Source organism: Leifsonia sp. 2TAF2 (assembly GCF_052115085.1).
Taxonomy (GTDB): Bacteria; Actinomycetota; Actinomycetes; order Actinomycetales; family Microbacteriaceae; genus Leifsonia.
In genome coordinates this window covers 2,206,721-2,230,518 of sequence record NZ_JBFRFY010000001.1, presented here as the reverse complement: position 1 = coordinate 2,230,518, position 23,798 = coordinate 2,206,721, and the positions used below count along the sequence as shown (strand labels likewise).

Genomic DNA, 23,798 nt, shown 5'->3' with positions numbered 1-23,798 from the left:
AGACTAGCTCCATGGACTCGACCGCTCAGCGCATCCCGATCGAAGGCACGTACAACTTCCGGGATGTCGGCGGCTACCGGGTCGATGGCGGAGTAACGCGCTCGGGCAAGCTGTACCGCGCGGACGCCCTCGGTCGCGTCAGTGAGGCAGGCCGTGAGGCGCTGCGTGAGCTGGGCATCCGGATCGTCATCGACCTCCGCGACGACTTCGAGGTCCAGGCGCTCCCCGACGACCTGGAGGGGCTCGACGTCGAGGTGCTGCATCTGCCTGTGTTCGAGGGCTCCGGCGCTTCGGCGTCGACCGTCGGCGCGACCATCGTGCACCTGTACGACAAGATCGTCTTCCAGCACACGGACGTGATCGTGCGGGCGCTTCGCGAGATCGCCGACACCGGTGACGCGCCGGTCGTCGTACACTGCACCGCGGGCAAGGACCGCACCGGCATCGTCGTCGCGCTGGCGCTGCTCGCGGTGGGCGTCGACCGGGAGACCGTCGTCTCCGACTACGCGCTCACCGAAGCCAACCTGCAAGGCCCGTGGCTGGAGGGGATGCTGGAGCTCGTCCGCGGGTACGGCGTGGAGGTGACGCCCGACCTGCGGATCATCCTGGGCGGGAGCCCCCGGGAGGCGCTCGAGACGACCATCGACCGGATCGAGGAGCGCGCCGGCAGCGTCCGGCAATACCTCCTCGATGCGGGCCTCGACGAGCTGGAGCTGGCCAAACTGCGCTCGGTGCTCGTCGCACCTGCGTGATTCCCACCGGAACCATAACCGCCTCCCAGCCCGGATGCGGCCCAAGGCTGCTTTCATGTGAGCATGAGCAACACCCAGCCGACCGAGCCGCTGCCGCCTCACCAGGGTGGGACGCCGCCTGCTGACCGCGCGACGCCGCCTGCGCCGCCCGGCGCGACGCCGCCCGGAGTAGTGGGCGAGCCGTTCTACAAGCGCCACGGTCTGGCATTCGCCATCTCGACCCTGGTGCTGTCGGCGGTCATCCTGCTCGGCCTGTTCACGGCCGGCGCGTTCGCCGTCGCGAATGTGGTCATGCATGTGGGAGAGCGGGCGATCTCGCGGGTGGTTCCCGATCATGGTCAGCCGATGCCCGGCGTTCCGCAGGTCCCTGGCAAGCCAGGAGACGGCGGCAAGGGCGGCGGCGGCCAGCAGGGGAACCAGGACCAGCAGGGACACGTGCTGCTGCGCGGCACCATCGCATCCATGTCCGGAGACACCTGGACCATCGACCGCCAGAGCGGCGCCTCGGTGACGGTGACGATCGACTCCTCGACGGCGTTCGGCGTGCCCGGTCAGTCGGCGTCGAAGAATGATTTCGCGAAGGGCGACGAGGTGATCGTCGTCGGCACGCGGTCCGACGGCTCGCTCACCGCTGCGCGCATCCTGAAGTTGGACGCCTTCCCGACCCGCCCGCCGTCGACGCCCGGTTCGCAGGCACCAGGTTCGCAGACTCCTGGGCCGCAGACGCCGGGCTCCTGACGCCCGGCGCCTGAGGCGCCTCAGCTCGCCGAGAACCGTGCGTGCACCTGCACCGCGATGGTCAGCTCCTCGGGCTTCAACGCGAGCGTCGCCCCGCCGGTGTCGGCCGACACCGCGCGAGCGAACAGTGGCTGCGGAGGCTGGCCGGGCGCGGAGGTGTCGCCGAGCATCCCGGGGTCGCTGAGGGCGAGTGGTTTGACCGTGCTCAGACCCAGGCTCGTCGCGTACACGGTGGCCTTGGCGACCGCGTTCTCGACGGCACGGCGGCGCGCCTCCTGAGTGAGGGTCTGCCGGCGCGCCTCGGTCAGCGACCAGGTGACGCCCTCGATGGTGACCCCGTCGAGCAGTGAGACCACGCCGACCCAGTCCGAGAGTGCGGGGAGGTCGCTGAACAGCGCGTCGATGCCGACCTCGGCGTGGTGCACCACGTCGAGCCGGCGTCCGTCGCCGGTCCACGGCCGGTCGCCCCAGACCCGAAGCTGGTCGGAGGACCATTGCGTCACCGGCCCGCTCAGCGGGTTGTGCAGTTCTCGGAGCTCGCTGCTGAGCGATAGCTGTCGCTGCGTCGTGAGCGCGAGCACCTCATCCCGTGACGGGCCCTCATAGCTGACGCGGAGCCGCACCGCACCGCGCTCGGCGGGATGGCGAAGCTCGTACTCTCCCTGGACGGTGATGATCGTGTCGGCCATCCACCGATCGTGGCATAAACGAGGGGAGAGGGATGTTGTAGAATGAGTAGCTCGCCGCTTGCGGCGGGATCCGTAACTGGACAATTCAACAGCGCGCGACAGCGACCCGGCCTCACGGCCGTTCACGGGGATGATCGGTTTCGACATTGTCTGCGTGACTGTGAGAAGCGGGTCGAGGATGCATGGTTATCTCGTTAACGATCCATGCGAAAAAATAAGTGCCAATAACAAGAGCACTGTCTCGGCCAAGGCCGACTTCGCCCTCGCGGCGTAAGTTAACCTCCGCCATTTGAGAGACCGTCAGTCCGGGAATTGTTCCCTACCCGGATCCTGGCGTCAGCTAGGGGACTTGCTTCTACGTTGAGCATCAGGGCGTAGAGGGACTCCAACTGATACTGGGCCCGTCGGAGTAGGTGCCAGCGATAAACTCCGGGGCCGAGAAAGCGATTTCACTGGCTACGCCCGTAGAAGGCACATGACCACAGCAGTGGACGGGGGTTCGATTCCCCCCATCTCCACCATGGTCGCTGTTGCGCGTTGTTGAGATCCGCGTCATCACGCGGAAGTCGGGGCCTTTTCCGCTTGCGGGAGAGGCCCCGATTTTGTTGCGAATTCTCCGGGCGGGGAATCACCTCAACGCGGAGATGATGTTCAAGACGATGACAACAGCTGCGATCACGCCCACAAGTGCAAACGATCCTCGAGTCGCTCGTCCGAACGCCCGATCTACGGGTTTGCGCCACCACGGTAATTTCCGTGGCTCACCAACCCATGTCTGGCCGTTGTAGTACATCCAGAGGTTTGACGGCGGAGGGAAGGCATAGTAGCCGCGCAGCGCCGCGGGCGGGGTTGGCGGCACGCGAAGGTCGCCAGCGCGCGAAACCTTCTCGCTCAAGTCTTCCGGTTCGGGAACCTGTGGCTTCTCACCGGGCGTATGAGACGCCAACTCCGCATCCTCCTCTCATGCCGATGCCTGCTACAGCCTTTCCATAGAAGTCATCGGCTCCAAAACCATAGCCGCCGCCTGCACCGACCCATCCGCCCACACCCGCCCTGCAGGACGCACTGGCGCTCCAACCGTGGCGCGGGCGTTCTACTCTAGGCCTATGTACAAGCGCCCCGAGCTGCCAGAAGGCGCAGATTCCGGGCGCTACAACGTTTTCGACAACCCGGCCGGCGACGACGCGTACGGACGTGTCACCAATGCGGACCGCTTTATGCCGGTCGTCGCAGTGGGGCGAGCTCTCATCGCGCACTTGGAGGACCAGGGCGCTTCAGTGAGGCACGCCGCTCAAGCGCCCGGCGACCTCGCGCAGTCTCAGCACAACATCGTCGATGTGGTGGGAGTCAGCACGGGTGTCGTACGACTGACCTTCGTCTTCACGGCGTTCCCCGGCGTCATCCTCGACATCGACGGCGCCGTGAGCGGCTTTCCCTTTTGTGGTTGCGACCACTGCGATGAAACGGTGCTCGCTACCGTCGAGGCCTTGGAGCGGGCAGTTCTGCCGCACGCCACGCTCACCGGATCGTCGCCAACCCCGGTGTGAAAACGGTGCTCGCAGGACGATCCCTGCGGGCACCTGCTGCGCCGAGCGGTGGCAGTCCACCTCGGCCGCAGTACCCGGTCCGCTAGGGTCGGCACATGCCGAGTCGCGAGGGGTGGTCGCGCGGGCGGGTCGGGTGGGCCCTGTTCGCAATGGTGGTGCTGGTCACTGGGCTGGCGGGGTGCGCACCGGCATTCGCGACGGCCGGCGGCCGCGCCCACGACGCCGCGAGGAGTGGCGCGGATCGTCTCGCGAAGGCCGTCGACGACTCCCGGCCGAGGAACGTCCTGGCCTCCGACCTGGCGTACGAATACGCGCAGCCCGGCTCAGGCTGGCAGCAGGCGCCGGGCACGGACGCGACGCTATCGGCGGAGGCGATCTCCTGGGAGGGGCGGACCCGCGATCCCGGCGGGGCCCACTTCGTGCTGCGGATCAGCGCCCACGCCGACGGTGGAGGCTGGGGCCGCTCCAGCGGAGACTGGTCGGGCTGCTTCGCCTTCCGCGCGCACGCCTTCTTCGCCTGGCAAGCCACCTCCGTGCGCCAGGTGGTGTGCCCGCCGGGCACCCCGATGGCGCCGCCGTCACCCCTGCCGGCGCCGGCCCTCCCCGCGGACGCGGCGGACCGGCTGTCGGCGGTGCTCGCCTCCGCGACGGCGAACGACCTTGCCGCACAGTTGGCGGCCGCCTTCCCCGACGGATCGGTGCGCTCCGACCCGGTGAGCGGCGCCCACCTCATCCTCAACAGCGGGGCGGAGGGCTCGGTGCTGGCCGCGGCGGTCGGCATCTCGGGCACCACGGACTGCAAAGTCGGGACGCGCTCGGCGGACGGGCGGGTGCAGGTGTGGCACCCACAGAACGTCACGTTGCAGCGCGGCGAGGCGGGATGCACGATCTCGAACGCGCTGCATCCGGTGACGACGCACTGACGCGGGTGGCCGTTGGCTGAGATGAGGACGCTGCTATCCAAGGCCTGTTCCGGCACCGCTCGAAGAGCACTCCAGGGGCAGGCTGCGTGAGAGGATAACGCCCGTGGAGAAACGTGCGCGGTTGCCCGGTATGGGGCGACTCGAGTCTTTCAGTGACGCCGTACTGGCCATTGTGCTGACTCTGCTGGTACTCGAACTGCTACCCGATGGGGCGCAGTCTCCCGAGCAACTCCTTCAGGACTGGCCCACCTATCTCGCGTTTGTGACCGCCTTCCTGACCGTGGGGGTCGTGTGGCTGAACCACAATCAGGCGGTCTCCCGAATCCGCCGGGCAGATCCGACTGTGCAGGTGCTGAACCTTGGAGTGCTGTTGGGTGCTTCGCTCATGCCCTGGCCCACCGCGCTCATCTCCGCGGCGCTTCAAGACGGCGATCGGCCAGCCCAAATTGCGGCCATCTTCGTCTTCGCGATCGTCACCGTCCTGATCAGCGTTCCCTGGCTGGCCTTGGACCTCTACCTCATCCGACACCGGGCTTTGCTCACTTCATCAAGCGACGAATCTTGGATGAGAAAGCACGCCCAGGTCTCGGCAGCGACGATAGTCGCCGCGGGAGTCAGTGTCGCGTTGGCCTTCATATCTCCGCTTGCATCATTGATCCTGTATGCACTTGTGGTCGCCGTCTTTCTCGTGGTCCGGCTTAAGGAATCAGTCACCGATCCCGACGACTAGAGCGGCGTGCTTCTCGTCGTCGTGAGGCGCGAAGGAAGGGGTCATTCCACCCGGGATCGGGTATGTCGGTTTGCCGAACTCTCAGCGATCAACGAGTGCTTGTGGCGAACGCCTCGATGAGTATGTCCGCGAGCGGCTGCGGAGCCTCTTGCGCGACATAGTGGCCGACACCGTCTAGCTGGATCGATGTCACTTCCTGCGTAGTGACGCCGCGGAATGCTGCGTGGGTGAACCCACCGCCACGGGAGCCGACGGTTGTCACGGGCGCACGCAGCGGCATGTCTTGTGCGAGGTTGCGCAACTCCTGACCTTCCGTGAGCATGCCACGGTAAAGCCCTGCGGCGCCCGAGAATCCGCCGGGCCTGCCGTAGGTGCGGGCGAACTCGGTGACGTCCTCGGCGCTGATTGCAGTAGGGGGGACGCCGTAAAGTGGGTACAGGTACTCCCCGACGAAGGCGCGGGCTTCCTTCTCGAACAGCAGGCCGGCGACGCCGGGGGATGCCAGGGCGCCGATGTACCAGACACCGCCGTGAGTGACATCTGCAAGCGCTTCAGCGCCGAAGCCCGCCAAGCCCGACTCGATCGCGGTGAGGCTGATGACGTCCTCAGGATGGGTCGCGGCGAGTCGGTAAACCACACCGCCGCTGACGTCCTGCCCCACCACATGCATCGATCCCACGGACAGGTGATCGATCAGCGCGTGAAGATCCTCGGCGGCGACCGCGCCCGAGTAGTTCTCGTCGGCGACGTCCGAGTCACCGAAACCTCGCAGGTCTACAGCGTGGACGCGATGACGGGCCGCGAGAAGCGGGATGAGCTTGTGGAAGGCCCACCACGTTTCCGGAAATCCGTGAACCAGGAGGACGGGCGTGCCTTGGTTTCCGGCGGTGACGTAATGCAGTCGGGTGCCGTTTACCGCCACGGTTTCGTGCCGGACGTTGCCGATGGTTGCTTGGTCGGGTTTCATGAGCGCCTCCTGGCGAACCTCGAGTACAAAGACAACCAGGTTGTCACAAGTCTCTCAGATAGACAACTCGGTTGTCGAAAGAATCGGTGTCGCTACGATTGACCCATGTCTCGAAGTGGTGCTGATCTGGCGTTGCTGCTTCTCGGCGGGTTCCGGTTCATGGCGGAAGAGGCGACGCTCCGGCTTGCCGCGCGGGGCTACCCTGGGGTCCGTCCCGCTCATGATTTCGCGTTGCGTGCTGTCGCGGCGGGAGCCGGGTCTGTCTCGGAGGTGGGGCGGCGCACGTCGGTCTCGAAGCAAGCGGCAGCGAAGACGGTCGCTTTTCTGGAAGAGAGCGCCTACATTCTTCGCAGCCCTGATCCGGGCGACGGGCGAAGAGCGCGCCTCATAGTGACGGACCGCGGGCACTCGCTCATGCGTGAGGGCGAAGCCGTGTTCGACGAGCTCCGGACTCAGTGGGAGTCCCTCGTGGGCCGTGACCGCATCGCCGACCTGCAGGACGCCCTGCTGCGCCTTCTCGGCACCGACGAGCAGATCGTCGGCGGCTTGCCAAAGGACCTTTCGCCTGAGGAACTCGCTACCGCCGACCGCGAGCGCTCCCATAAGGACCGAAGCTAACGACCCGGGAAACCGACCGGCCGGCCGAATCGATGATCTCGACCGGCGGTACGCTGAAGGATCCCCTCGGACAGGCCCGCTAGAGGATCGTTGAGCGGCTGCGGCGTACGTCGACAGACGCTGATCGGAGGAAGGCTAGAAGTGACTCAGACCGCGCTACGCTTTGCCTGAGCGGTTGTGGCTGTACGTCTCGGCCGCGCCGCCCCGACGAACAAGCTCGACAACCCCACGGCAGCGATGCCGTAGGTAGTAGCCGTGAGCGCATCGTCGCCCGCCTGTGATCTGACCGTCCCGGCGCCGTCGATACGCTCCCACGTACACACAGTGCCGATCGGCCACCAGCTGCGGGCTTCTCGCACAGAACCTCCTGCGTCTGTCGGAATCGCACCAGCCGGCGCGGGACCAAAACGAGCGCACGAGTTCTTCATCGCGTAGCTGAGCTGCGCCACAACCATGATGACCACGAGGACGAGCAAAAAGCCCCCAATCGGCATCAGCGCTGCGCTCGCTCGGCCCCTGCCTAACCACCGGTTCACGTCATTGACGCTAACCACACCTACGCAGTCCAGCATCCATCGCGCGGATGACCACACCCGCTCCCAACACCGCCCTCAAGCGGATCTGTATACGGACGCTTCACCACGGCGTGCCGCGCAGATCGACGTCGCCGCTGGGCCAATCTTCGATGGGTCTTCCGGCTGGGCAGATGAGGAGTGGCGCGTTTTCGGCGACGACGCTGGTTGTTTGATCAAGTCGCGAGACGGAGCGTTCGATTGCTTTGATGCGGTGCCAGCCGACGCTCTCGTAGAAGGGGACGATCTCCTCGCGGCAGCCGAGGTATCCGAAGTGGATGTCGCGGTGCGATCGCATCGCGAGTTGTGCTCCCTCCATCGCTGCGCGACCGTAGCCTGAGCCGCGAGCGCTCTTGTCAGTTAGCACGCCTCCCGTTCCAGCGACGGCGACAGGCGATTTTCCAACCGTGATTGCGCGGATCTGGAAGCCAACGTGTGCAACCATCGCGCTCCCGTCAAAGACGATGGTGTGGAAATCCGCAGGCGAATAGCCGTATGGGGCGTCCGGCGTCCACCGTCCGTACTCTTCGAAGTATTCGGCGTCGAAGAGCTTCCCCAGTTGAGCGATCACGGGCGCCTGGAGTTTCCGATGCGGGACGGTGCGGACGCTGATGCTCACCGTGTCAGCTTAGGAGCGCTCACATCGTGACCCGCGCGCTAAGGGATCCTTCTACGGCTCATGATCGTGTCACTATTTGTCGGTGGTGGTCGTGGCAAATGCATACCCGTTGGCGATACTGGATACTCACGGCGTCAGCAAGCCGCCAATCTTGGGTCGAAGGGGTAGGGCTGCAGAGAGCTGGGCTGGAAGTCGGGGGTGCTCAACAGGCCAAACAGTCTTGAGTGGGGACGGGCAGGAAGTGATGCGGCCCACGGCCTTGGCCTCGGTGTTGACGTGGGGCTGGTCTGTAGCTCGGAGGGAAAGTTGGCTACACATGGGCGTGGTGATGCACTGAAGGTTCTCGCTTGGGCCCCGGTCGGCGTTTATGCGGTCGCGGTGGGTCTGGGTCTGGTCGGACTGTTCACCGGCGTGTTGAGCGTGCGTGCGAATATTGGCGTTCTCATCCTCGCTGCGCTCTGCTTTGCGCTGTCATTGGCGGCTGCATACTTCACAGTGCGAAGGGAAAGTAGACCGACATCTAGCGCCTTCATCGGACAGCTATTCGCCGTGGGGTTCTGGCGCGGGTCCCGTGTGTTTCCCATCAGCTTCCTGCTGCTGGGAACCGTGGCTGTGCTCACGTTTGCCGCTGGAGCAGTCGTCCTTCCCCGCGGAACGACGGTGGAAAAGGTCGGAGAGTCCTACTACAGGGCCAGCTCCGGTCAGCGTGTTGAGTTGACCCCGGCGGAGGCCACCTATCTCCAGGATGCACAGAGCATTTTTGTTCCGATAGGCGGTGCGATGGTGCTCAGCATCTTTTCCGCGGGATTGTTGCGGGGCGTGGCGATTGTTCGCCGCCAGAGCGTGAGCGGTTTGACCCGCGTTCTGTCACAATCAGACGCCTCGTAGACCCTGCCCAAGCGCACGTATCGGCACCCGAAGGCCGCGACATACTGTCCTTGTGGGCGAACGAAGCGAGAAGTTCCTGGACTGGGCGGCGAAGCCGTTCGGCCTGAATGGCGGCGAGGACCTCCGGGTCTTTTGGAACGCCGTCCCTCACCCGGCTGAGGGCGAGAATTCAGACACCAAAGATTGGTCCCAGAGCGAGTCTGATCCGAAGGCCCCGTAGGCCTCTGATTCCGCTCGTGGTACTCGTCTCATAGGTGAGGCGCGTAAGCCGATCCTTCAGCGGTCGGCCCGGCGTCGGGCAATAATCGCAGCCTGAGACCGCTGATCAGCAGTGTTCCTGACGTGTGATTCGATCACGTCGAAACCAGTCGCGGACAGCTCTTCGCTGAGGGCTTCCACGGACCACCGGTATGCCGGCGTCACCGCGTGAGGGAACTGCTCAACCACAGGGCCCTCGAAGAACCCGATCAACAGCGCGCCTCCAGGCTCGAGTACTCGGTTGAACTCCTGAAGCGGAACCCGGATGGTGCCGGGCTCGTGGTGGATCAGGGAATACCAGGAGAGAATCCCGCCGACGGAACCGTCTCTGACGTCGAGGGCGTTGAGGCTGCTGGTTGTGAAAGGTACGTCGGGGTAGGTGCGTCGCGCGCGCTCGATGAACTCGGGCACTAAATCAATGCCCTGGGCAGAAAGGCCTCGTTCGGTGAGGAAGTTCGTCCACTGACCGGGCCCGCAACCTGCATCGATGACGCTGCCCTCGACCTCATTGGCCCAGGTTGATACAAGCTGACGATCTGAAGGATGCACGGCGCTCATGGATCCGAAGAGCTCAATGTATTCAGCTGCACGGCGCGAGTATGCGGCGCTGGCCCCATCGTCGATCACGCGATCGAGTTTACGCACGGCGGATACACGTGCCGTATTGGCGGGGACCCGCGATTCCCGTGCGACCCGCCAACAAATGTGTGCGGTGAGGGTGCCTCAAACGCAACCGCCCGATTCATGCTCATTGATTACTCGCGCCGTGTGTAGTGACATGAGGTCGATCAGTGAACGGAGAAGCCACCGTCCACCGCGATGGACTGTCCCGTCACGTACCCAGCGGAGGGGCTGGCAAGAAAGACGGCCGCACCGGCGAAGTCGGAGACGACACCGTTGCGTCCGACCAGCGTCCGAGCGGCCAGGGCCGCGACTGCCGCACGGTCCGAGCTCAGGCGCTCGTTCAGGGGCGTTTCGACGAATCCGGGTACGAGAACGTTGGCCGTCACCCCATTCTTCGACCATGCCTCTGCTTGTGACCGTGCCAGTCCTTCCAAACCGGCCTTCGACACGCCATAAACCCCGCTCGATGCGAACGCCCGGTGGGCTTGCTGCGAGCTGATGTGGATGATTCGACCGAATCCCTTCGCCGCCATCAGAGGCGCCAGACGTTGACCCAGGATGAACGGGGCGTCCAGGTTGACCGCCATGACGGATCGCCAGGTCCCCTCATCCAGTTGATCCATCGGCGGCCGCAGATTGACCCCCGCAGAGTTGACGAGTACGTCGACGTGCCCTGCCGCGGCGGCCAGGTCCTCCGCGCCCAAGCTGGAAGCGAGGTCCGCTCGGATTCCCTCCGCCGAACCGCCGGCGGAACGAATCTCGTCAACTGTTGCAGAGATACTCGACTGGGTTCTCGCCGCCACCTTGACGTGCGCGCCGGCATCCGCCAACGCCATCGCGATAGCACGGCCGATGCCCGAACTGCCCCCGGTGACCAATGCGACACGGCCCTGGAGCCCGAACATCGAATTCAGCGACACGACGAAAGCCTAGTCACGTCCGGAGCAGGCCGGATCGGCGTGACCTGCGAGCCGAACCACCCCTAGATGAGCAAAGCGACGACGTGCTGGACTGTTCGAAGCCTGTGCTGATGACAAGGAGCGATGCATGACCACTTCGGATGAGACCGCCCGCGACGCGTATCTGTACGGGTATTCGATGGACAAGGCCTACGGGTTTCTCCACGAGACGACGATCGAGCCGGGGGTGCGCCTCAACGAGTTCCAGAAGCTCCGTGATCTCGCCGACGACACCTACACGGCCCATCCGACCATCAACAACGACACCGTCCATCTGCAGGGGTGGTTCGATGTCGCCGCAGAGCCGGTGGTGGTAACCGTTCCGCATGTGGATGGCGATCGCTACTGGATCCTGCACACCATGGACATGGGGCACTACACGACCGCGATGATCGGCTCGCGCACCCGCGGCGCGAAGGGCGGCCGGTTCCTGTTCGCCGCCCGCGGGTGGCAGGGCGAGGTGCCCGAGGGGATCGACGAGGTCGTCCGGTCGGACTCCAACCTCATCAAGGTGATGGGGCGCATCATGACGACTGGTGGCGACGATCTGGAGGTTGCACGCGCGCTTCAGGACCGCTGGCTCCTGCAGACTCTGTCTGAGCACCGCGGCGACCCGGTGCCCGCGCCGCTCGTCAGGGACTTCCCGGACCCGGCGACCACGACCTGGCTCGAGCGGGTGAACTTTCTGCTCGCCGACGGCTCCATGGCGGAGGCCGATGCCGCCTGGCTCGGACCGGTGGCCGAGGTGGGGATTGAGCCGGGCCGCACGCAGTTCACCGACGAGCAGCGAGGGGCTGCCGCCCGCGGCGAAGAGCTGGGGATGCGGCATCTCACCGAACTCGCCTCCACCGTGACCAGCTCCAAGGGCGTCTTGGGCACCCGCGAGGAACTGCAGAATGCGCCCCGCGACCTCTTCGATATCGGGACCCTGGTCGGCCAGTGGGGGCTGCCGCCGGTGGAGTCGGTGTACGTGAAGATCGAGACGGACTCCGAGGGGCGGCCGATCACCGGCGCCGGCGGGCGCGAGTACCGCGCCGTGTTCGCAGCGCCCGATGTGTCGCAGTTCTGGTCGTTCACGGTCTACGGCGATGACGACCGGCTGATGGCGACCAACAGCATCAACCGACACAGCCGCGGCGACCGCACGCTCACCCCGGACGAGGACGGCTCGTACTCGATCCTCCTCAGCGCAGACATCGACGCGCACCGCGACGACCCGCACTTCCTTCCCACCCCCGAGAAGGACTCCTACCTCATCCTGCGCCTCTACGGCCCGAGTGAAGCCATCCAGAACGGCGACTACACCGCACCCGTGTTCACCCCCTGGGAGCACTGGTCGGAGGGCTGGTCGAGGTCGGCGTCTTAAGGTGGAGGCTTCAGGTGAAGATCGCCCACTCGGCGCGGTCGAGAATCATCGGCCGTCCCTGAGCCACGACCTGCCAGGTTTTCTCGTCGCGTCCCGCGTACTCGGCGAGCAGGGTCGTGTATTTCCAATCGCCCGCGACGCGGTCCCATCGGATCAAGGAAATCAACTGGCCGTTCCTGAGGTAGGGGACCGACGCGTTCTCATCAGGGTGCAGTTCGTGCGTGACATTGGCGTGCATGGTCGGCACCATTCCTCCCCGGTCGGCGACAGGCTGACCGGCGCGAATACGCCGACCTGTCGCGTGGGGGAATTGTGATGCGTGCGATGGATGTGTGGATAGTCCTGAAATGTCGACCCCGATCACCCTCTACCCAACCCTCTCCCTGCCGTGTCATCGTTCGGTTCGCGGGCGAACGCTGATACCCGCTGAGACGGGGGCCTGCGATGGCGACGGGAAGAGCCGGGTTTTCGTTGCTCGTGGCAATGCTGGCCATGTGCACTCTGGTCGGATGCTCGCAGAGCGGAAGCGACGTGGAGCGCGCTCAAGCCCAGGTCGCGGCCAAGGAGAAAGCCCTCACCGAGGCTCAGGCGGCTGCGAAGTCGGCGTCGGACGGCTTCTGCCACGCCAGCAAGACCTACATCGAGGCCCTCGATCGCTACGCCGACGTGCTCACTGACACGGCACCGACCGTCGGCGACGTCACCACGGCCGGTGCCGACCTCAGTAAGCCGCGTGACGCTGCCTTCGACGGAGCGGAAGCGGCTGTGGAAGCGCAGCAGAAGGTCGACACTGCCGCGCAGGATCTCGCGGCGGCTCAGACCGCTCTCGCGAAGGCGAGCGCAGGCCCGACCGGTTCGCCCGCCACAACGGTGACGCCCCCGCCGACCTCGGAGCCTCTCGTCCCCGCTGCGACGGTCGACCGGGTCAAGAAGGCCGACGAGGAGTTCACCGCCGCGCAGCAGTCGATCACCGACCAGACCACTCTCGCGGACGCCTCGCAGCGGTTCAACAGTGCCGCGGTGGCTCTGGAGTTCGCCTGGTTGCGGCTGTTCGCCGAAGCCGGATGCGTTCCGGATGCTCAGACCGCCCAGGCTCAAGAAGCGGTCACCGCCTACGTGACCGCGTTGCAGAACGACCTCGCGGCCGCCGGCTACTACGGTGCCGCGGTCGACGGGATCTACGGGCCGCAGACCGTTGCTGCCGTGGAGGAGCTGCAGAAGGCGAGCGGACTGCCGGTGACCGGCGCAGTCGACAAGGCGACCGCCGCAGCATTGCAAGCGAAGCTTGTGGCTCAGGGCGGCGCCACGGCGCAGCAGGAGAGCGCCACCACGGCTGCGATCCAGCAGACGCTGAAGCTCGCCGGCTACTGGGACGGGGCCGTCGACGGCATCTGGACTCCGGCGCTCACCGAGGCGTTGCAGGCTCTGCAGGCCCAGCTCGGGGTACCGCAGTCGGGCGTCGTCGACGCGGCCACCGTCAGCGCCTTCGAGAAAGCGGTCGCGCAGGCGAAACAGCCGAGCCCCGCTCCGACCCCGTCGGCGGCTCCGTCACCCTGACCTGGGCAGCGGTGTCGGCTATACCAATTGCCGCGATTCTGTTTCGATGTCGGCATGAAGCTGCTTCTCACCTCGGGTGGTGTCACCAACTCCAGCATCCGTGACGCGCTCATCCGGTTGCTCGGCAAGCCGATCTCCGAGAGTCGCGCCCTCTTCATCCCGACGGCGCAGTGGGGGCAGCCGGCGTGCACTCCCGAAACCGTATGGGCCTCGACGGCGGACCGCTGGCCCGACCAGCCGGGATTGCCCGGCATGGGCTGGCAATCGGTCGGCGTGCTCGAGCTCACCGCCCTGCCGAGCATTCCCGAGGATCGCTGGGTCCCCTGGGTCCGGGATGCGGACGTCCTGCTCGTCGACGGCGGCGAGGCGGTGTACCTCGCCCACTGGCTTCGGCAGTCCGGGCTGGCCGACCTGCTGCCGTCGCTGCCGGACCTCGTCTGGGTGGGGGTGAGCGCCGGGAGCATGGTGATGACTCCCCGCATCGGCCGGGCGTTCGTCGATTGGCAGCCCGACGGGACCGACGAGACGCTCGGCGTAGTCGACTTCTCGATCTTTCCGCACCTGGACTATCCGGGCTGGACGCAGAACACCCTGGAGGCCGCACACCGCTGGGCGGCGCAGCTCCCGGGGCCGGCGTACGCGATCGATGAACAGACGGCGATCTCTGTCCGAGACGGCGACGTCGAGGTCATCAGCGAAGGGCAGTGGGAGCACTTCCCCCGCTGAACCATGACGGTTCTTGCCACGCGGCCGGTCCACGAGTTGAATGTGCGCGTCACGCCGCGTCCGAGCCCGACCAGTCCTGGTCGTCGGCACGGCACAACCCCGGGGGAGGGTCCATGACGACGACGGAAGAGCCGCAGCGCCAGGCGACGGGGCCCACAGCGAAACTGTCGATGCTGACGATGACCGGCATGGTCGTCGGATCGATGGTCGGCGCCGGCGTGTTCTCGCTGCCCCGACGGTTCGCCCAGGAGACGGGCGTCGCCGGTGCCCTCATCGCCTGGTCGATCGCCGGGTTCGGGATGCTGATGCTCGCGTTCGTGTTCCAGACGCTCGCCAACCGCAAGCCGGAACTCGACGCGGGCGTCTACGCGTACGCGAAAGCGGGCTTCGGTCAGTACCTCGGCTTCTATTCCGCCATCGGCTACTGGGCGAGCGCCGGGATGGGGCTGGTCTTCTACTGGGTCTTCATCATGTCGACCATCGGTGCGGTGGTCCCGGCGCTCGGCGAAGGCGACAGCATCCTCGCGATCGCGCTCTCGTCGCTCGGACTGTGGGGGTTCTTCTTCCTGATCCGGCGCGGCATCAAGGAAGCGGCGGTGATCAACCGGATCGTGACGGTCGCGAAGCTCGTGCCGATCGTCGTGTTCATCCTGCTCTGCGTGTTCGTCCTGAAGCCGCAGGTGTTCGCGGAGAACTGGGGCGGCGCCGACTACGCCGGGTCGCTCTTCGATCAGGTGACCGGCACGATGCTCGTGACGGTGTTCGTCTTCCTCGGTGTGGAGGGCGCCAGCGTGTACTCCCGGCACGCCAAGCGCCGAGCGGATGTGGGCCGCGCGACGATCCTGGGGTTCCTGAGCGTGTTCGCGATCTTCGCGTCGGTGACCATCGTCTCGTACGGGGTGCTGCCGATGGGCGAGATCGCGGAGCTGCGTCAGCCATCGATGGCGGGCGTGCTCGCCGCCGCGGTCGGCCCGTGGGGCGCGTGGTTCGTGAGCATCGGCCTCATCGTCTCGGTGCTCGGTGCGTACCTGGCCTGGTCGCTGATGGCGGCGGAGGTGCTGTTCGTCGCGGCGAAGGACAACGACATGCCGCGATTCCTCGGCCGCTCGAACTCGGCCGATGTTCCGGTCCCCGCCCTGCTGATGACGGCCATCTTCGTCCAGGTCGTGCTGATCATCACCTACTTCTCGCACGACGCGTTCAACCTGGCGCTCGACCTGACCAGTGCACTGACGCTCATCCCGTTCTTCCTCGTGGCCTGTTACGCGCTGAAACTCGTGATCACGAGGGACACCTATCGCGACACTCCGCACGGCTTCGGCCGGGAGGCCACCATCGCCGTCCTGGCGACGCTCTACACGGTGTACCTGATCTTCGCGGCGGGCCTGACGTTCGTGCTGCTCTCCTTCATCATCTACGCGCCGGCGACCGTGCTGTTCGTCATGGCCAGGCGCGAGCAGGGGAAACGCGTCTTCACCGGGCGCGAGCTGGTGATCCTGGCGGTTGCGCTCATCGGAGCCGCCGCAGGGATCGTCGGGCTGGCCGCCGGCTGGATCTCGATCTGAGCACGCACACCATCCATCACTGAGAGGCACCGCGATGACCGACACATCCACCGCATCCCACTACGGCGTCCACTCGGAAGTCGGGCAGCTGCGCAAAGTCCTGGTCTGCTCGCCGGGGCTCGCGCACCACCGGCTCACCCCGACCAACGCGGACGACCTGCTGTTCGACGACGTCATGTGGGTAGACAACGCAGTGAAGGACCACCAAGCGTTCGTCGCCGACCTGCGCTCGCACGACGTCGACGTGGTCGAACTGCACGAGCTCCTCGCCGATACGATGGCGGACACCGCAGCGCGCGACTGGCTGCTCGACCGGAAGATCGTGCCGGGGGAGGTCGGCATCGGCCTCATGGAGGGCACCCGCGCATACCTGGAGTCGCTGACTCCGGCCGAGCTTTCGCGCTACCTGATCGGCGGATTGGCGACCTCCGACCTCCCGGAGGACTACCGCACCGACTATCTCGCCCTCGCCCGCGAATCCAGCGGCGTGCAGGAGTACCTGATGCCCCCGCTGCCGAACACCCTGTACACCCGCGACACGACCTGCTGGATCTACGGCGGGGTCACGCTCAACCCGCTGTACTGGCCGGCCCGGCACGACGAGACCCTGCTCATGAAGGCGATCTACTCGTTCCACCCGGACTTCGTGGGAGCCAACGTCTGGTGGGGCGACCCGGAGACGGACTGGGGGCAGGCGACCCTCGAAGGCGGCGACGTCATGCCCGTCGGCAACGGCGTCGTGCTCATCGGGATGAGCGAGCGCACCTCCCGGCACGCGATCACCCAGCTCGCCGCCGCGCTGTTCGAGCGCGGCGGAGCCGAGAAGGTCATCGTCGCCGGAATGCCGAAGCTCCGCTCGGCGATGCACCTCGACACGGTGTTCACCTTCGCCGACCGCGACATCGTCACGCTGTATCCCGCGATCATGGATGCCGTTCACACGTTCACCCTGGTGCCCGAGGATGCTGCCCCCGGCGTGCGCGTCATCGACCACGGCGGCCGCGGCTTCGTCGAGGTCGTGGCTGAAGCGCTCGGCCTGGCCAGCATCCACGTGGTTGAGACCGCCGGCGACAACTACGAGTCCGAACGCCAGCAGTGGGACAGCGGCAACAACGCCGTAGCCCTCCGGCCGGGCGTGGTCTACACCTACGACCGGAACACCTCGACCAACGCGCTGCTGGAGAAAGCCGGAGTCGAGGTCATCCCGATCGTCGGCGCCGAGCTCGGACGTGGGCGCGGCGGCGGGCACTGCATGACATCCCCGCTGATCCGGGACGCTGTCGAGTTCTGAAGTCCCCGCCCTTCGGGATCCGCGGATGCCGGGTATGGACTTTTGAGGCATCGGAGGCCACTGTGAAATCGATGGCGATCGGCGGGAGGCCACGGCATGGGTTCGTTGCAGTACGACGGTGTCGTGATCGAATTCGATGATCGGCGGCTCGCACATCTTCAGATCGTCATTGCGACGAAGATCCGTCGCAACGAGAGTTTCTTCATGTCGTGGCGGGATGCCATCGAGGTGGGCGACGGGCACAGTTCCATTTGGATCCACCCGGCGCACTACCTGTACTTCAAGTACAGCGGTAGCCGCTCCCCGAAGATCAACCCGGAGTGGGTCGAGGCGATGACGGTTGCTGCGAACAGTTCCCGGGGCCTCGTCATCATGACCGAGGACAGCGTCACCGCTCATTCCGGGGCGAGCTCGAGTCCCGAAGGGGACGAGGTCGCTGTCGGCGCGCCGCGACAGCGGGTGAATGTGCGGGGCCCGGGGTATTAGCCGGAGGGCGGTCATGCAGGGCGAGAACGAGCTGCTGGGGAACTTCCTTCGGGAGTTGCCGGTGAGCAAGACGGCCGTGTCGACGATCGGCGATCTGCTGGGCACCCAGACCATCGCCGCCAGCGACCCGACGGCTGCCCGGCTGGACGAGCTGCAGTTCGACCTGGGCGAGGGACCCTGCTGGGATGCCGTGCGATCGCGTCGGCCGGTCCACCACCCGGACCTGCGGGTGGGCAGCACGGACTGGCCGGTATTCCGGGAGGCGGTGCTCGCCGAGGGGATCAACGCCCTGTTCGCCTTTCCTCTGTTCGTGGGCCCGCTCCAGGTGGGCGCCGTGGACCTGTACTCCGAACGGCCGTTGAGGCTCGACGCCGTGCAGGAGCGCCGCGCGTCGGAGCTGGCCGACATCGCCGCCCCGGCGGTCCTCCAGCGTGCTCTGGAATCGGCGGTCGGCGATGCGGAGGACGATCTCGCCGAAGACGCCAGTCCGTACTCCCGGAAGATCATCCACCAGGCCACCGGGATGGTGCTGGCGCAGCTCGAGATCGGCCCGGACGATGCGCGGATGGTGATTCAGGCGCATGCCTTCTCCAGCAACCGCTCGATGATGTCGGTCGCCCAAGACATCCTGGATCGCCGACTCGATTTCTCGGAGATCGACCTCGGCTCCGGGGGGCAACCATGACCGCGACGCGGGAGCAGGAACTGCTGCGGGCGTTCGCGGTGCTGGCGGACACGCTCGTGGAGGACTACGACGTCGTCGAGTTGCTGCAGACTCTGGTCGAGACGTGCAGCTCGCTGCTGGGAGCGAGCGCTTCGGGCGTCCTGCTGGCGGACGAGAACGGTGACCTGGATGTGGTCGCCTCCACCAGCGAGGCGACCCGGCTGGTCGAGGTGATGCAGTTGGGTGCCTCAGCTGGGCCGTGCATCGAGAGCTTCCGCACGGGGCGCGTCGTCTCCGTCCCGGACATCCGGGATGTGCCGGAGCACTGGTCCGCGTTCCGCGACAAGGCGCTCGAACTCGATTTCCGTGCCGTTCACGCCATCCCGATGCGATTGCGCGACACGACCATCGGCACTCTGAACCTGCTTCGGACGGAGCCGGGCGAACTGCCCGAGGACGACCTGGTGGCGGCCAAAGCGTTCGCGGATGTGGCGACCATCGGGATCCTGCACGAGCGGGCGCTGGCGCACAGCAGCCAGGTGCGCGCGCAGTTGCAGACAGCGCTGGACAGCCGTGTGCTGATCGAGCAGGCCAAGGGCGTCGTCGCCTACCGCCGGCGGATTTCGGTCGAAGAGGCGTTCACGGTCATCCGCCAGTACGCCCGCTCACATCAGGCGCGCCTGTCGGCCGTCGCCCAGGCGATCGTGGAGCGAACGCTGGAGCTGTGAGCGCTAAGGCCGAGCTCGCGTCAGAGGCCTGACCGGTTCGCCGCCCAGCCGAGCGTCACGCCGAGCACGGTGAGCACCGAGACGTGACCTTCGCGCGGGCGGATCCACAGTTCGGCGTCGGGCAGACGCTCCAGGAGCGCTGCCGCGTGCTGTGCAGGGACGACCCGGTCGGCGCCGCCCTGCACCAGCAGGACCGGCGGGCGGACGGCGCGAAGGTCGAAGCCCCACGGCGAGACGTACGCGACGTCATCGTCCGCCTCACCGGCCGGACCTTCGGCGGCGCCGGCGCCGGCGTCGGCGCCGAGCGGACCCCAGGCGCCGTCCAGCGCCTCCCAGTCGCGCGACACGAACGACTCCGGGTCGAACTCGGCCGTCTCCGCGTACGCCAACCGGACCTCGCGGCCCTTGAGTGCGGCGTACACCGCGCCCGGCGAGACCATCCCGGAGAACCAGTCGGGGGAGCCGTCGTAGGGGGCGAGGCCTGCGAGTGTGACGATGGCGGTCGCCCGCTCCGGTGCGAGGGCGCCGAGGGCGAGGGCGTGCGGTCCGCCGCCCGAGGCACCGACGGTCACGAAGTGCTCCACTCCGACGGAGTCGGCCACGGCGAGCACATCGGCGGCCGCGTCCGCGATCGACCGGCCGGGCCGGGCATCCGATCCGGGATAGCCGGGGCGAGCGACCGAGAGCACGCGCATCCCGTGCGCTGCCGCCGCGGCCGCGACCGGCGCGATCACCGCGCCCGTCTGCGGTGTGCCGTGATGCCAGATCAGAACGGGGGCGTCGGCGTCCCCGCCGGTGTCGAAAAAGCAGACGGCGCGGCCGTCCGCGGTGCGGAACTCCCGACCGGTCATGGACGCCATCCTTTCAGCTCTGCGAGCAGTTCGGCCTTGCGGTCGTCGGAGGCGAACGATGCCTCGATCGACGTGCGCGCGAACCGCCGGGCCCGCTCCTCGGTGAGGCCGAGCGCATCCCGCACCGCCGCGAAGTTCTGCCCGACATAGCCGCCGAAGTACGCGGGATCGTCGGAGTTGATCGTGACCGGCACTCCGGCGGCGTCGAGGCGCAGCAGCGGGTGGTCGCGCAGGTCCGGTGTCGCCCGCAGCCGCACGTTCGAGAGCGGGCAGACGGTGAGCGGGATGCGCTCAGCGGCCAGCCGCGCCACCAGCTCCGGGTCCTCGATCGAGCGGATGCCGTGGTCGATCCGCTCGGCGTGGAGCAGGTCGAGCGCCTCCCGCACGTAGGCCGGCGGTCCCTCCTCGCCGGCGTGCGCCACGCCGTGCAGCCCGGCGGCGCGAGCGCGCGCGTAGACGCCCTCGAACAGCGACGGCGGGTAGCCGACCTCGGCGGAGTCGAGGCCGACGCCGATGATGCGGTCGGTGCGGGTGAGCCCGGCGGTCAGCGCCTCCTCGGCGGACTCCACTGGCTGATCGCGCAGGAAGCACAGGATGAGCGCGCCGGATATCCCGAGCTCGCTCTGTGCCTCGTCGAGCGCGTCGCCGATCCCGTCGACGACATCGTCGAAGGCGACGCCGCGCGAGGTGTGCGCCTGCGGGTCGAAGAACAACTCGACGTGACGGACGCCCTGGGTGTGCGCCCGACGCAGGTAGCGGCGGGTCAGATCGGCGAAGTCCTCCCGCGTGCGCAGCACGGCCATGGTCGCGTAGTACAGGTCGAGGAACGACTGCAGGTCGTCGAAGTCGTACTGTGCGGCGAGATCCGCCACGTCGGCGTACGGCAGCTCGATGCCGTTGCGGGCCGCCAGCTCGAAGGCGAGCTCAGGCTCGAGAGTCCCCTCGATGTGGAGGTGGAGTTCGGCCTTGGGCAGGGCGTTCAGGGCGTCGTCGGTGAGGGCGTCGGTCATGCTCACGATCCTCCCACCGACGGAGGCGCCTGCGCCGCGCGAGGGATGCCCGGGTGGTTCGCGGCCCGGTAGCGTCGCAGGATGACCCGCCGCCGCATCCTGCTCGCCGCCGTCGCCGTCGTGCTGATCGCCGGCGGGATCGGCGTGGCCCGCGGCCTCGACGGCGCGGGCGCTGCGTTCGCCGGCGACGCGCTGTACGCGGCCCTGCTCTACGCGGTGGTCGCCTTCGTCGGCCCGCAACTGCGTCCAGTCGTCGTCGCACCGATCGCGTTCGCGGTGTGCGCTGCCGTCGAGGTATTCCAGCTCACGGGCGTCCCTGCCCACCTGGCCGGAACCGTGCCGGGCGCTGCACTCGTGCTCGGCACGACGTTCCAGTGGACGGACCTGGTCGCCTACGCCATCGGCGCTGCGGCGGCCGGAGTCGTGGATGCGCTCAGCCGACGCGCAGCAGGATCTTCCCGCGGTGGGCGGAGGACTCCATCCGCCGATGCGCCGCAGCCGCATCCTCGAGGGGGAACACCGAGTCGATGACCGGGCGAACGCGCCCCTCGGCCAGGAGCGGCCACACGTTCTCACGCACGGCGGCGATGATCGCGACACGCTCGGCGAGAGGGCGCGCACGCAGCGTCGTCGCGTGGATGCTGCCCCGCTTGCGCATGAGCAGCCCCAGATCCAGGGCGGCGGGCTGGCGGTCCCGGACGGCGATGGACACGATCCGGCCACCGGTCGCGAGGGCTTCGAGATCGCGGGCGATGTACGATCCACCGACGATGTCCAGCACCACATCCACCCCGCGGCCGTCGGTGAAGTCGAGGGCCGCCTCGACGAAGTCGTCGGTGCGGTAGTTGACCCCGGCCTGGGCGCCGACCTCGCGGCAGAAGTCCACCTTGTCGTCGCTTCCGGCGGTGGCGATGACGTCCGCTCCGAGGGCGCGGCCCAGCTGGATGGCCATGGTCCCGATCCCGCTTGAGCCACCGTGGACGAGGAGCGCTTCGCCTGCGCCGAGCCGGCCGAGGACGAACACGTTCGACCAGACCGTCGCCGCGACCTCCGGGAGGCCGGCCGCCTCCACCAGGTCGACCCCGTCCGGCACCGGCAGCACGAGTCCGGCATCGACGGTGACGAGCTCCGCGTAGCCGCCGCCCGGCAGGAGCGCGCAGACGCGGTCGCCGACGCGCCACTCCGTGACGTCGTCGCCCACGGCATCCACCGTCCCCGACACCTCGAGCCCCGGCCACTCCGGCGCACCCGGGGGAGAGGGGTAGAAGCCGCGGCGCTGGCTGAGGTCCGCGCCGTTGAGGCCTGCGGCCGCGACGCGGATGCGGACGTCGTGCGGGGCGGGCACCGGGTCGGGCCGCTCGGCCAGCGTGAGCGCATCCGCGTCACCCGGCTCGGGCACGACGACGGCGCGCATCAGGCGCCGCCCACCGGCTGCGACGGCTCGACACGCTCGGGACGGCGACCCAGCACATCCCGGATCTTCACCTTGCTCGAGTACTCGATCGACCCGTAGCGGAACAGTCGCACCGCGATGCGCAGCACGACGAACGACAGCACGAACAGCTCGACGATGATGATGATCGCCTGCCAGAGGGGGAGGGAGCCGAACGCGTTCAGGATGAGCGCCGTGATCGGCGCGGTATACGGGAAGTATGCGAGCAGTTGCACGATCGGCGACTGCGGCGAGCTGATGGCGAAGCCCGAGGCGTAGAGCGGGATGACGACCGCGAAGATGACGACCGAGAACACCGGGGCTGCATCCTTCGCCGTCGGCATGATCGCTCCGACGGCGACCAGCGTCCCGGTGAAGAGGGCGAAACCGCCGATCAGGATGAGGGATCCGACGATCATCTTCTGCGGGTCGAACACGAGACCGCTCAGGTCGAGGCTCGGGATCTGCAGTTTGCCGCGGAAGAAGAGGTACCCGATCAGCATCGGCAGCGCGAACACGGCGAGCTGGATGATCCCGATGGCGAAGAGCGAGATGACCTTGCCGAGGAGCAGGTTGGTCGGGTTGATCGTCGTCAGGATCATCTCCGTGACGCGGTTCTCCTTCTCCTCGAGCGTGGAGTTCAGCATCTGGTTGCCGAGGAAGACGATGACGATGAAGAACGCCGCGAGGAACACCAGCGCGGGCAGGATAGCCTCGAACCCGGGCGCGACCTTGCCGTCCTTGAACGTGGTCGTCGCGGTGTTCACATCCCCGCGCAGCACGGCGACATCGGTCGGGTCGCCCAGCTTCTGCTCGACGCTCGCCGACAGTAGCGACTGCGCGACCGCGGAGTACTTGCTGTTCTGGAAGAGCCCCGCATCCTCGCCGAACACCTTCACGGTCTGCTTGGCCGGGTCGGCCGGGTACGCGAAGTAAGCGGGCGTCCCGCCGATCTGCACCTCTTCGACGCCTTCGGCCTCCGACTGGATCTCGGTGCCGCCGTACTCCTTGGCGATGGCCGGATCGATCAGCCCGGAGGCGTCCGAGTACAGGAACTCGAAGCGCGCGTTCTTCTGCTCGTCGGCCGTGTTCGCGGTGGAGACGTTCGAAGCGATGATCAGGCCGCCCAACCCGAAGACGAGGATCGGGAGGATGAGCGTGATCGCCCAGAAGCGCCGCTTGGTGACGGTGCGGCGGAACTCGAACCCGATGACGGTGCTGAGGTTGTGGCGGGCCAT

26 protein-coding genes and 1 other RNA gene are annotated in these 23,798 nt (G+C 67.0%); 17 read left to right on the top strand and 10 right to left on the bottom strand.

The features are described 5' to 3' along the window. The first annotated feature begins 11 nt into the window (after positions 1-11). Positions 12-752, top strand: coding sequence for a tyrosine-protein phosphatase (locus AB4Z18_RS10785; RefSeq protein ID WP_441782675.1), 741 nt, complete (start codon positions 12-14; stop codon positions 750-752). A 63-nt stretch (positions 753-815) separates the two neighbouring features. Then, positions 816-1,490 (top strand): DUF5666 domain-containing protein, encoded by a 675-nt coding sequence (locus AB4Z18_RS10780; protein WP_441782674.1) that lies wholly within the window; start codon positions 816-818, stop codon positions 1,488-1,490. Between the two features lie 20 nt (positions 1,491-1,510). Here AB4Z18_RS10780 and AB4Z18_RS10775 read toward each other — a convergent pair whose 3' ends face one another. Next, positions 1,511-2,179: an SIMPL domain-containing protein gene (locus AB4Z18_RS10775; protein ID WP_441782673.1), complete on the bottom strand. Its 669-nt coding sequence runs from the start codon at positions 2,177-2,179 to the stop codon at positions 1,511-1,513. Positions 2,180-2,305: 126 nt separating this feature from the next. On the opposite strand from AB4Z18_RS10775, the gene ssrA reads away from it, so the two are divergent. The 4 genes from ssrA to AB4Z18_RS10755 all read left to right on the top strand — a co-directional run bounded on the left by ssrA (position 2,306) and on the right by AB4Z18_RS10755 (position 5,379). Next, positions 2,306-2,700: a transfer-messenger RNA gene (ssrA, locus tag AB4Z18_RS10770) on the top strand. A gap of 585 nt (positions 2,701-3,285) precedes the next feature. Beyond that, positions 3,286-3,726: a DUF6226 family protein gene (locus AB4Z18_RS10765; protein ID WP_441782672.1), complete on the top strand. Its 441-nt coding sequence runs from the start codon at positions 3,286-3,288 to the stop codon at positions 3,724-3,726. A gap of 95 nt (positions 3,727-3,821) precedes the next feature. Then, a complete protein-coding gene (locus tag AB4Z18_RS10760; protein ID WP_441782671.1) occupies positions 3,822-4,649 on the top strand; it encodes a hypothetical protein in 828 nt (275 codons plus the stop codon). Between the two features lie 103 nt (positions 4,650-4,752). Continuing rightward, positions 4,753-5,379 carry a TMEM175 family protein gene (locus AB4Z18_RS10755; RefSeq protein ID WP_441782670.1) on the top strand — a complete coding sequence of 209 codons (627 nt, stop codon included), beginning with the start codon at positions 4,753-4,755 and terminating at the stop codon, positions 5,377-5,379. An 88-nt stretch (positions 5,380-5,467) separates the two neighbouring features. Here AB4Z18_RS10755 and AB4Z18_RS10750 read toward each other — a convergent pair whose 3' ends face one another. After that, the gene (locus AB4Z18_RS10750; protein WP_441782669.1) at positions 5,468-6,346 is read right to left on the bottom strand and encodes an alpha/beta fold hydrolase; all 879 of its coding nucleotides are present in this window, start codon (positions 6,344-6,346) and stop codon (positions 5,468-5,470) included. 105 nt (positions 6,347-6,451) lie between these two features. Between AB4Z18_RS10750 and AB4Z18_RS10745 the strand changes: the two genes are divergently transcribed. Then, on the top strand, positions 6,452-6,964 hold the full coding sequence (locus AB4Z18_RS10745; protein ID WP_441782668.1) for a MarR family winged helix-turn-helix transcriptional regulator: 513 nt from the start codon (positions 6,452-6,454) through the stop codon (positions 6,962-6,964). A 636-nt stretch (positions 6,965-7,600) separates the two neighbouring features. Here the strand turns inward: AB4Z18_RS10745 and AB4Z18_RS10740 are convergent. Next, the gene (locus AB4Z18_RS10740) at positions 7,601-8,155 is read right to left on the bottom strand and encodes a GNAT family N-acetyltransferase (RefSeq protein ID WP_441782667.1); all 555 of its coding nucleotides are present in this window, start codon (positions 8,153-8,155) and stop codon (positions 7,601-7,603) included. A 306-nt stretch (positions 8,156-8,461) separates the two neighbouring features. On the opposite strand from AB4Z18_RS10740, the gene AB4Z18_RS10735 reads away from it, so the two are divergent. Further along, positions 8,462-9,043, top strand: a complete 582-nt coding sequence (locus AB4Z18_RS10735; RefSeq protein ID WP_441782666.1) for a hypothetical protein — start codon at positions 8,462-8,464, stop codon at positions 9,041-9,043. Positions 9,044-9,319: 276 nt separating this feature from the next. On the opposite strand, the gene AB4Z18_RS10730 is transcribed toward AB4Z18_RS10735, so the two are convergent. Further along, positions 9,320-9,928 (bottom strand): class I SAM-dependent methyltransferase, encoded by a 609-nt coding sequence (locus AB4Z18_RS10730; protein ID WP_441782665.1) that lies wholly within the window; start codon positions 9,926-9,928, stop codon positions 9,320-9,322. A 161-nt stretch (positions 9,929-10,089) separates the two neighbouring features. Beyond that, the gene (locus AB4Z18_RS10725; RefSeq protein WP_441782664.1) at positions 10,090-10,845 is read right to left on the bottom strand and encodes an SDR family NAD(P)-dependent oxidoreductase; all 756 of its coding nucleotides are present in this window, start codon (positions 10,843-10,845) and stop codon (positions 10,090-10,092) included. Between the two features lie 127 nt (positions 10,846-10,972). Here AB4Z18_RS10725 and AB4Z18_RS10720 point away from each other — a divergent pair, with 127 nt between their 5' ends. Beyond that, the gene (locus tag AB4Z18_RS10720) at positions 10,973-12,250 is read left to right on the top strand and encodes a DUF1254 domain-containing protein (RefSeq protein ID WP_441782663.1); all 1,278 of its coding nucleotides are present in this window, start codon (positions 10,973-10,975) and stop codon (positions 12,248-12,250) included. Positions 12,251-12,260: 10 nt separating this feature from the next. Here AB4Z18_RS10720 and AB4Z18_RS10715 read toward each other — a convergent pair whose 3' ends face one another. Next, positions 12,261-12,488 (bottom strand): hypothetical protein, encoded by a 228-nt coding sequence (locus AB4Z18_RS10715; RefSeq protein WP_441782662.1) that lies wholly within the window; start codon positions 12,486-12,488, stop codon positions 12,261-12,263. A 254-nt stretch (positions 12,489-12,742) separates the two neighbouring features. Between AB4Z18_RS10715 and AB4Z18_RS10710 the strand changes: the two genes are divergently transcribed. The 7 genes from AB4Z18_RS10710 to AB4Z18_RS10680 all read left to right on the top strand — a co-directional run bounded on the left by AB4Z18_RS10710 (position 12,743) and on the right by AB4Z18_RS10680 (position 19,267). Then, on the top strand, positions 12,743-13,807 hold the full coding sequence (locus AB4Z18_RS10710) for a peptidoglycan-binding domain-containing protein (protein ID WP_441782661.1): 1,065 nt from the start codon (positions 12,743-12,745) through the stop codon (positions 13,805-13,807). Between the two features lie 54 nt (positions 13,808-13,861). Further along, positions 13,862-14,533, top strand: a complete 672-nt coding sequence (locus tag AB4Z18_RS10705) for a Type 1 glutamine amidotransferase-like domain-containing protein (protein WP_441782660.1) — start codon at positions 13,862-13,864, stop codon at positions 14,531-14,533. A 113-nt stretch (positions 14,534-14,646) separates the two neighbouring features. Next, positions 14,647-16,098: a basic amino acid/polyamine antiporter gene (locus AB4Z18_RS10700; protein ID WP_441782659.1), complete on the top strand. Its 1,452-nt coding sequence runs from the start codon at positions 14,647-14,649 to the stop codon at positions 16,096-16,098. Between the two features lie 34 nt (positions 16,099-16,132). Continuing rightward, complete coding sequence (locus AB4Z18_RS10695; protein WP_441782658.1) at positions 16,133-17,389, top strand: arginine deiminase; 1,257 nt, start codon at positions 16,133-16,135, stop codon at positions 17,387-17,389. Between the two features lie 96 nt (positions 17,390-17,485). Next, the gene (locus AB4Z18_RS10690; protein WP_441782657.1) at positions 17,486-17,875 is read left to right on the top strand and encodes a DUF7882 family protein; all 390 of its coding nucleotides are present in this window, start codon (positions 17,486-17,488) and stop codon (positions 17,873-17,875) included. Between the two features lie 13 nt (positions 17,876-17,888). After that, positions 17,889-18,560 carry a GAF and ANTAR domain-containing protein gene (locus AB4Z18_RS10685; RefSeq protein ID WP_441782656.1) on the top strand — a complete coding sequence of 224 codons (672 nt, stop codon included), beginning with the start codon at positions 17,889-17,891 and terminating at the stop codon, positions 18,558-18,560. After that, positions 18,557-19,267, top strand: a complete 711-nt coding sequence (locus AB4Z18_RS10680) for a GAF and ANTAR domain-containing protein (protein WP_441782655.1) — start codon at positions 18,557-18,559, stop codon at positions 19,265-19,267. The genes AB4Z18_RS10685 and AB4Z18_RS10680 overlap by 4 nt, the downstream gene beginning before the upstream one ends. A 20-nt stretch (positions 19,268-19,287) precedes the next feature. On the opposite strand, the gene AB4Z18_RS10675 is transcribed toward AB4Z18_RS10680, so the two are convergent. Next, positions 19,288-20,118, bottom strand: coding sequence for an alpha/beta fold hydrolase (locus tag AB4Z18_RS10675; protein WP_441782654.1), 831 nt, complete (start codon positions 20,116-20,118; stop codon positions 19,288-19,290). Then, a complete protein-coding gene (locus AB4Z18_RS10670) occupies positions 20,115-21,128 on the bottom strand; it encodes an adenosine deaminase (RefSeq protein ID WP_441782653.1) in 1,014 nt (337 codons plus the stop codon). Before AB4Z18_RS10670 ends, AB4Z18_RS10675 begins: the two co-directional genes overlap by 4 nt. Before the next feature lie 81 nt (positions 21,129-21,209). On the opposite strand from AB4Z18_RS10670, the gene AB4Z18_RS10665 reads away from it, so the two are divergent. After that, the gene (locus AB4Z18_RS10665) at positions 21,210-21,659 is read left to right on the top strand and encodes a DUF2809 domain-containing protein (protein ID WP_441782652.1); all 450 of its coding nucleotides are present in this window, start codon (positions 21,210-21,212) and stop codon (positions 21,657-21,659) included. Here the strand turns inward: AB4Z18_RS10665 and AB4Z18_RS10660 are convergent. Then, the gene (locus AB4Z18_RS10660) at positions 21,562-22,542 is read right to left on the bottom strand and encodes an NAD(P)H-quinone oxidoreductase (RefSeq protein WP_441782651.1); all 981 of its coding nucleotides are present in this window, start codon (positions 22,540-22,542) and stop codon (positions 21,562-21,564) included. The two genes, AB4Z18_RS10665 and AB4Z18_RS10660, sit on opposite strands and share 98 nt — an antisense overlap. Continuing rightward, entirely contained in the window at positions 22,542-23,798 is a 1,257-nt protein-coding gene (locus AB4Z18_RS10655) for an ABC transporter permease (RefSeq protein ID WP_441782650.1), read from the bottom strand. The genes AB4Z18_RS10660 and AB4Z18_RS10655 overlap by 1 nt, the downstream gene beginning before the upstream one ends.

Coding starts and splice junctions, on each gene's coding strand:
- AB4Z18_RS10785 (WP_441782675.1), top strand. CDS start 12: ATGGACTCGACCGCTCAGCGCATCCCGATCGAAGGCACGTACAACTTC.
- AB4Z18_RS10780 (WP_441782674.1), top strand. CDS start 816: ATGAGCAACACCCAGCCGACCGAGCCGCTGCCGCCTCACCAGGGTGGG.
- AB4Z18_RS10775 (WP_441782673.1), bottom strand. CDS start 2,179: ATGGCCGACACGATCATCACCGTCCAGGGAGAGTACGAGCTTCGCCAT.
- AB4Z18_RS10765 (WP_441782672.1), top strand. CDS start 3,286: ATGTACAAGCGCCCCGAGCTGCCAGAAGGCGCAGATTCCGGGCGCTAC.
- AB4Z18_RS10760 (WP_441782671.1), top strand. CDS start 3,822: ATGCCGAGTCGCGAGGGGTGGTCGCGCGGGCGGGTCGGGTGGGCCCTG.
- AB4Z18_RS10750 (WP_441782669.1), bottom strand. CDS start 6,346: ATGAAACCCGACCAAGCAACCATCGGCAACGTCCGGCACGAAACCGTG.
- AB4Z18_RS10745 (WP_441782668.1), top strand. CDS start 6,452: ATGTCTCGAAGTGGTGCTGATCTGGCGTTGCTGCTTCTCGGCGGGTTC.
- AB4Z18_RS10720 (WP_441782663.1), top strand. CDS start 10,973: ATGACCACTTCGGATGAGACCGCCCGCGACGCGTATCTGTACGGGTAT.
- AB4Z18_RS10715 (WP_441782662.1), bottom strand. CDS start 12,488: ATGCACGCCAATGTCACGCACGAACTGCACCCTGATGAGAACGCGTCG.
- AB4Z18_RS10710 (WP_441782661.1), top strand. CDS start 12,743: ATGTGCACTCTGGTCGGATGCTCGCAGAGCGGAAGCGACGTGGAGCGC.
- AB4Z18_RS10705 (WP_441782660.1), top strand. CDS start 13,862: ATGAAGCTGCTTCTCACCTCGGGTGGTGTCACCAACTCCAGCATCCGT.
- AB4Z18_RS10700 (WP_441782659.1), top strand. CDS start 14,647: ATGACGACGACGGAAGAGCCGCAGCGCCAGGCGACGGGGCCCACAGCG.
- AB4Z18_RS10695 (WP_441782658.1), top strand. CDS start 16,133: ATGACCGACACATCCACCGCATCCCACTACGGCGTCCACTCGGAAGTC.
- AB4Z18_RS10690 (WP_441782657.1), top strand. CDS start 17,486: ATGGGTTCGTTGCAGTACGACGGTGTCGTGATCGAATTCGATGATCGG.
- AB4Z18_RS10685 (WP_441782656.1), top strand. CDS start 17,889: ATGCAGGGCGAGAACGAGCTGCTGGGGAACTTCCTTCGGGAGTTGCCG.
- AB4Z18_RS10680 (WP_441782655.1), top strand. CDS start 18,557: ATGACCGCGACGCGGGAGCAGGAACTGCTGCGGGCGTTCGCGGTGCTG.
- AB4Z18_RS10675 (WP_441782654.1), bottom strand. CDS start 20,118: ATGACCGGTCGGGAGTTCCGCACCGCGGACGGCCGCGCCGTCTGCTTT.
- AB4Z18_RS10670 (WP_441782653.1), bottom strand. CDS start 21,128: ATGACCGACGCCCTCACCGACGACGCCCTGAACGCCCTGCCCAAGGCC.
- AB4Z18_RS10665 (WP_441782652.1), top strand. CDS start 21,210: ATGACCCGCCGCCGCATCCTGCTCGCCGCCGTCGCCGTCGTGCTGATC.
- AB4Z18_RS10660 (WP_441782651.1), bottom strand. CDS start 22,542: ATGCGCGCCGTCGTCGTGCCCGAGCCGGGTGACGCGGATGCGCTCACG.
- AB4Z18_RS10655 (WP_441782650.1), bottom strand. CDS start 23,798: ATGGCCCGCCACAACCTCAGCACCGTCATCGGGTTCGAGTTCCGCCGC.